Source organism: SAR324 cluster bacterium, assembly GCA_029245725.1.
In the GTDB taxonomy this organism is placed as follows: Bacteria; SAR324; SAR324; order SAR324; family NAC60-12; genus JCVI-SCAAA005.
Genome location: JAQWOT010000133.1, coordinates 35,067 through 41,512, shown reverse-complemented (window position 1 = coordinate 41,512; position 6,446 = coordinate 35,067). Strand labels below are relative to the sequence as shown.

The 6,446-nt window shown below is 43.7% G+C and carries 6 protein-coding genes; 4 read left to right on the top strand and 2 right to left on the bottom strand.

Features of this window, described 5'->3' with window-relative positions; genetic code table 11:
* Both pepN and P8O70_06135 read right to left on the bottom strand, forming a co-directional pair.
* The coding region (gene pepN, locus P8O70_06140) for an aminopeptidase N (GenBank protein MDG2196455.1) at window positions 1–2,148 on the bottom strand (2,148 nt) is incomplete at its 3' end.
* A 126-nt stretch (window positions 2,149–2,274) separates the two neighbouring features.
* Window positions 2,275–2,958 carry a GntR family transcriptional regulator gene (locus P8O70_06135; protein MDG2196454.1) on the bottom strand — a complete coding sequence of 228 codons (684 nt, stop codon included), beginning with the start codon at window positions 2,956–2,958 and terminating at the stop codon, window positions 2,275–2,277.
* A 229-nt stretch (window positions 2,959–3,187) separates the two neighbouring features.
* On the opposite strand from P8O70_06135, the gene P8O70_06130 reads away from it, so the two are divergent.
* From P8O70_06130 to P8O70_06115, 4 genes are all read left to right on the top strand, one after another.
* A complete protein-coding gene (locus P8O70_06130) occupies window positions 3,188–4,246 on the top strand; it encodes a Gfo/Idh/MocA family oxidoreductase (protein MDG2196453.1) in 1,059 nt (352 codons plus the stop codon).
* A gap of 7 nt (window positions 4,247–4,253) precedes the next feature.
* Window positions 4,254–5,138 (top strand): phytanoyl-CoA dioxygenase family protein, encoded by an 885-nt coding sequence (locus P8O70_06125; protein ID MDG2196452.1) that lies wholly within the window; start codon window positions 4,254–4,256, stop codon window positions 5,136–5,138.
* Window positions 5,135–5,452 carry an L-rhamnose mutarotase gene (locus P8O70_06120; protein MDG2196451.1) on the top strand — a complete coding sequence of 106 codons (318 nt, stop codon included), beginning with the start codon at window positions 5,135–5,137 and terminating at the stop codon, window positions 5,450–5,452. The genes P8O70_06125 and P8O70_06120 overlap by 4 nt, the downstream gene beginning before the upstream one ends.
* Window positions 5,453–5,524: 72 nt before the next feature.
* Window positions 5,525–6,442, top strand: coding sequence for an amidohydrolase family protein (locus tag P8O70_06115; GenBank protein ID MDG2196450.1), 918 nt, complete (start codon window positions 5,525–5,527; stop codon window positions 6,440–6,442).
* Window positions 6,443–6,446 lie beyond the last annotated feature (4 nt).

Sequence of the window (6,446 nt, the reverse complement as noted above, 5' to 3'; positions counted from 1 at the left end):
CATTGCCTCAGTCATATTCTGACTTTGCTCAAATTGTTGGAAAGCTAATTCTTCTCCAGTGGTTTCCTGACTTCTTCCAAGGTAACTCAAACAAAGATTGCGGAAGCGGCGCTTTCCAACAGCTTCTGCAGTTAAACTTTCAGCAGGAGGTTGCACAATCTCTTTGTATTTCTGCTGCCAAATCTCATTAAGTTGGTTGCTCAATGCATCGTGCAACCCCCAGAGAGCCTCCCGGAGCTGATTCGGTGAGATTGGTTGGAACTGTGCGCTCAGGTAACCTTCAGAAGGTAAGGTCAGTAATTGGCTCAAGAAGGAGAGATCAGAATGTCCTAACCTCAAGATCGCCTCGAAGCTTTCTAAAAGCAGTGTTGGTTCAGCAGGCAATTGCCCCTGTTGCAGACTTTGAAGGCTCTGCTGAATCCCCATCGTGGCCAAACGCTGACCTGCATCCCAGCGATTGAACTCATCAGAATCCCTTTGGTAGAGCAAGGCCAACTCTTCAGGTGAGTATTCATATTCCAAGCGTACTGGGGCTGAGAATTGCCGAAGTAACGACGGAATGGGCTGCTCTGAAATTCCAGTGAGCACCAGACTATCTTTGGGCTTTTCAAGTAAAAACACGTCCGTTTCTGCTGATGAGATGCTCCCACCTGCTTTGTTCAACAAACCGATTTGAATTGGGATTGGAACGGCCTGCCGATCCCCTGCAGAGCTCAGTTGGGGATAGGATTGCTCGAAATGTAACTCATATTCTTGCTTATTTGCAGAGTACTGCCCTCGAACAGAAACTCTTGGAGTGCCTGCCTGACGATACCAAGCTCGGAAAGGCTCCAGATCGGTCTTGGAACTCTCTGCAATGGCTTTCAGAAAATTCTCCACCGTGGCTGCTTGTCCGTCATGCTTTTTTAAATAGTGCTGCACACCTTGGGTGAAGGCCTCACGTCCGATCAGGGTTTGCAACATGCGAATTAATTCGCTGCCCTTTTCATAGACAGTAACGGTGTAAAAGTTATTGATTTCGAGGAAACTTTCTGGACGGACAGAATGGGCCGTTGGGCCTGCATCTTCCGGAAATTGGTAATCTCGTAAAAATCTGACATCTTGAATTCTTTTGACGGGCCGAGAGTTCAACTCTGAGGTAAATTCCTGATCACGAAAGACGGTCAACCCCTCTTTTAAGCTCAGTTGAAACCAATCACGGCAAGTGACCCGATTCCCCGTATAATTGTGGAAATACTCATGAGCAACCACACTCTCGATGTTTTCAAAATCTTCATCGGTTGCAGTGTCAAATCGTGAGAGGATGTAACGAGCATTGAAAATGTTCAGTCCCTTGTTTTCCATTGCTCCGAAGTTAAAGTCTTGAACAGCGACAATCATGTAGATTTCGAGATCGTACTCTAGACCAAAGCGCTCCTCATCCCAGCGCATCGCCTTCTTCAGTGATTCCATCGCATGATGACACTGCTCCTTGTAACCATGCTCGGTATAAATTCTCAGGGCTACCTGTTTGCCTGAAACTGTCTGAAAGGAGTCTTCAAGACATTCTAGATTTCCTGCAACAAGGGCGAACAAGTAACTTGGTTTTGGAAATGGATCTTCCCAGGTGACATAGTGGCGCCCATCCGACAAGCTTCCTGAGTCGATGGGGTTCCCATTGGAAAGCAAGGTGGGATAAGTCTGATGATCCCCCACAATTGTAGTCGTGTATCTGGAAAGGACGTCAGGGCGGTCAAGGAAGTAGGTGATGTGACGGAAGCCCTCTGCCTCACATTGTGTACAGAAGAGTTCATTAGACTTGTAAAGGCCTTCCAGAGTCGTGTTGTCCTGAGGTCGAATCCTAGTCCGAATTGTTAGTTCTCCTTCCTCTGGAAAGTTTGGGATTGTCAGGAATTCTTCATCTTTTTGGTAATCATCCTCACTCAAAGCAGCACCATTGAGTTTCAACTCTAGGAGTTCAATACTTTCTCCATGAAGGCGCAAAAGGCGATCTTCTTCTTTGGCAAGAGGGTTTCTTTGTAAACTCAGATTCGACTGAACTTCGGTGCTTTCTTCTCCCAGTTCAAACCGGAGTTTTGTTTTTGGAATCAAGTAGGGGGGGACCTTGTAGTCTTGCAATCGGATGGGCTGTCGGGTTGCGGCACTCATGCAGATTCGTTACTAGGGTTCTTTGGAATATGATTGACTCGGTGAAACATTCAGCAAATTTGGTACTCTTGGAGGGAGAGGATGGCAAGAGAAAATTGGCAGGAAGTGAAAACTATTGCCTTTCGTTTACTTCATCACCTCCAAGAGATTTGCCTTTAAATTACTTCGTTTGGACCAGTTGACAATGTGCACCTCTAAATGTCCCAGTGCCCCCACAAGATCACTATTGATGAGACATTCCGTAATCTTTTTGTGATCCTCATAAGCATTACCCGTTGCTGCATCAGTCCCAGAAATGTAGTGGCGTACAGTCTCAATGATAGCATTGATATTTTCGTAATGTTGAAGCAGGAATCTACTTTCGGCATAGCTGAAAAAGCTCTTGTGGAAGTTTGTGTCTAACTCTAAGTACTTTTCACGATTCTCTGGACTGAAGTTGTCCTCCATTTCGGTCAAAATTTGCTGGAGTTGTTTAGCAAGCTTTGATGGTTGACGCTGGACCGCATAACGTAATGCCTGGGATTCCAAGGCAAAACGTAATTCACAAAAATCGACTAGCTCCTCTTGTGTCATACTAAAAACTCTGTAGCCACGATGGGGCTCTGCGACCACAAGGCCTTCTGAACGCAATAGAGATAGGCCTTCTCTGACCGGAGTTTTACTGATACCAAGAGTTTTTGCCAAACCAGCCTCCGTGAGAGGCTGCCCCAAGACCAACTCACTAAGTATAATCCCCCTCCGGATTGAGTCCGCAGCGATCTGAACCAATGATTTGGGTCGCTCTATATTAGATTCCTGCCAAGTAATCATGGGTTGGACCTCCCAAGTTTTCTATTGAACAAATCAAAGGAGTGTAATAAGAATTGCCAGCTATATCATATATGATGCAGGTCAGTGCAAGATTTTTGAACCAATAACTAGAGAAAAACCTCGAAATAGTCTCGTGATCCGTTCCGTTTTGCCACCAAAAATTGATTGCATCGTTCCGTTTGGAAAATTGAGGTAAAATTTTTTGAATGTTTTAATCCGGTAATTCCAAATGAGTAAAAAATCAAAAATTATTGTAGTGGGAGTTGGATGGTGGGCCTGTGAGTTTCATCTTCCTCATATCCTAGCCAATTCAAACGCAGAGCTTGTTGGAGTTTCTAGAATTGGCTCAGCGGAACTACAACAAATCCAAAAACATTTTGAGATTCCATTCGTCAGTGAAGATCATACGGAACTATATGCACTCAACCCAGATGGTGTAATCGTAGCTTCACCGCATGTTTTCCATGCAGAGCATGCCAAGTATGCCTTAGAAAAGGGTTGTCATGTTTTGGTAGAAAAACCAATGGCAACCTCGACAGAAGATGCAGAAGCACTTTGTTCAATTGCTCGGAAAACAGGAAAAACTTTGATGACACCTTACGGGCTGAATCATACCCAATACATGGAGTCTGCTGCCGACCAAGTTGCAATGGGAAGTATTGGTAAAATCCAGCACGTTGCCTTACATATGTCTTCTGCCTTAATGGATCTTTTTGGTGGTGAGCCCATGGCTGAAACAGAAAAGCACATGTACCGACCTCATTCATCCACATGGGCAGATCCAAATCGTGCTGGAGGCTATGGATGGGGCCAACTATCCCATGCTCTTGCAGCCCTTTTTTTTGTGACATCTTTGGAACCAGCAAGTGTATTTGCTCGCACAGTAAATTCTAAGACAGGTGCAGATTATTACGACTCAGCTATTATTAGTTTTGGCAACGGTGCCTCTGCTGTTTTATCAGGTGCAGCAGGACTACCAAAGCACTGTCCGCCTCAACTAGATCTAAAAATCTATGGCAGCGAAGGAATGATGCTTTTAGATGTAGAACCAGAGCGGGAACGTTTGCAAATCAGACGTTTCGATAAAAAAGACATCCTCGTTCAGATTGAAAAGAATGGCGGATTTGGTTCTTATTCTACGCAAGAGTCGATGAATCGATTCATCGACATCTGTAGAGGGAAAAGTCGGAGAAATTGTGGAAACCATGAGGTGGGTCTCAAAACTGTTCAGGTTCTCGAAGCCCTCTACAAATCCGCCAAATCAAAAGAAGCAATAATCTGTAATTGAGCAAATCATGAATATGATCGAGGAGTATCAGCAAGTGGGCTTTACCTGTATTGAAGGCCTGTTTAACAAAGAAGAAGTTCATGATCTTCAACTTGCCACAGATGAATTGATTGAACAATCAAGGAGTCACATAACTTCCGATGAAAAATTTGACCTGGAACACAATCACTCTAGCCAGAAACCGAGGGTCCAGAGAATCAAGGTGCCTCACGAACAACATCCTATTTTTGCAGAAGCTGTCAGAAAGCCTAAAATACTTGAGATCCTGAGCAAATTAATTGGTGAAAACATCCGCTTCAGGAACAGCAAGCTCAACATAAAAGAGGCTCATGGAGGTGCAGCTGTTGACTGGCATCAAGACTGGGCTTTTTATCCGCACACCAATGCCGATCTACTAGCAGTAGGCATTATGATTGATGATATTGATGAAAATAACGCTCCGCTGATGATTGTTCCGGGCAGCCATCGGGGCAAAACTCTGAACCATCACTTCCAAGGGGTGTTCAGTGGATCAGTTAATCCTGATTCTGAGAACATTGATCTTTCCACAGCAGTAAAGTTGACAGGTTCGGCTGGTTCAGCAAGTTTCCATCATGTCAAAGCCCTACATGGCTCTAGTCCAAATTTCTCAAATCGTCCACGTCGACTGCTCCTTTTTGAATACGCTTCTGCAGATGCCTGGCCTCTGGTTGATTTTGCAGTTTACGGAGACTTTCAAGAATTTGAAGAAAAGATTGTACTAGGGAAAGGTACTCTGCACCCTAGGAGCGAGCCTGAACATATCATCATGCCGTTTCCACGCCCTCCGAATCCCGATTCGATTTATCGGATTCAGGAGTTTAGAAGGCAGTCTTCACCACCAACAACTGAGCTTCAACGGGAAGTTGTATGAATCAACAATTTGCATGGGTTTTAGAAGTACGTCCTGGCTATGAGGATGAATACAAAAAGCGTCATGATGAAATATGGCCAGAAATGGTTGACATGCTTCGAAAGGCAGGAGTTCGAAACTACTCCATTTTTCGGCATGGCCTGACACTTTTTGGCTATTTTGAAACGGAAAACTTGGAGCAAACAATTGCAGCGATCAACGCTAGTGATGTGAATAGACACTGGGGTGAGCATATGACTCCAATTATGAAGATCGAAATAGATTCTCAGAAAAACTTCCCATTCTTGCTGCCACTACAGTGGCATATGGACTGACCTTCAATCTGATAAATCACAAGGTTAACTAGTCTTCAAAAACTGTCTGTTAATCGTTTTGAAACACGAAACATGGAATTTTGGGATCCTCATTTTCACATTTGGGATATTTCATTGAAAACTGCCAGTGGACACGACTGCAATGTTCTGTTTGCTCCACATGGCCAGGAAATTTATGGAATTCAGGATTTTGAGAAAGACTTAAAGACCTATGGTGTTCATTTAACCGGAGGAGTCTTTGTCGAGGCAGTCAGTGTTTGCCATATTGATCTTAGTGGTGATGACTATGCTAAGTACTGCTTAGCGGAGACCAAGTGGGTCTCCGAGCAAATTAGTCGGTCAACAAAAGATTATTATATTGTCGCAACCTTGGCCCTCGAAGACCCAAATTGTTCAAAACATCTCGCCAAAATTGCTCAAAATCCAATAGTAGTAGGGATTCGACAAATCTTGAACCATCAGCCTTCTTGGCCAAGAAATGAACGCTTGGGGAATTTGCTTGATAATCCAGCATGGTGTGCTGGATTCGAAAAACTTAAAGATTTTGAACTCATCTTTGATTTGCAAATCAACCCTCATCAATTTAAGCAAGCAGCAAGATTATCTGAAAGAAATCCTGAAATCCCATTAGTCCTTGGACATCTCGGAAGTCCAATCTTACAAGACTTAACCACTGGAAAAATTTACTGGGAGGGAATTAAAGCTCTAGCTGATCTGCCTCAAAACTCTGTAAAGCTTTCCATGCTGTCCTACATTGATAAAGATTGGCAGAACAACCCCCTTGTGGAGGATACGGTTTTAAAAATTATTGATATCTTCGGGGTTGATCGCTGTTTTTTTGCCTCAAATTTTCCTGTTGAATTAAATGATGGTTGGCCAGCAGAAAGGCTATTTGGTGCATTAAGAGGTTTAGTCAAATCACTTAGTCCAAATGATCAAAAAAAACTCTTCTCTGAAAATGCAAAACGAGTTTACAAAACCTACTCATAAATCT

What these genes read in the sequence shown, in the direction of transcription:
- P8O70_06135 (MDG2196454.1), bottom strand. Translation starts at nt 2,958, where the DNA reads ATGATTACTTGGCAGGAATCTAATATAGAGCGACCCAAATCATTGGTT.
- P8O70_06130 (MDG2196453.1), top strand. Translation starts at nt 3,188, where the DNA reads ATGAGTAAAAAATCAAAAATTATTGTAGTGGGAGTTGGATGGTGGGCC.
- P8O70_06125 (MDG2196452.1), top strand. Translation starts at nt 4,254, where the DNA reads ATGAATATGATCGAGGAGTATCAGCAAGTGGGCTTTACCTGTATTGAA.
- P8O70_06120 (MDG2196451.1), top strand. Translation starts at nt 5,135, where the DNA reads ATGAATCAACAATTTGCATGGGTTTTAGAAGTACGTCCTGGCTATGAG.
- P8O70_06115 (MDG2196450.1), top strand. Translation starts at nt 5,525, where the DNA reads ATGGAATTTTGGGATCCTCATTTTCACATTTGGGATATTTCATTGAAA.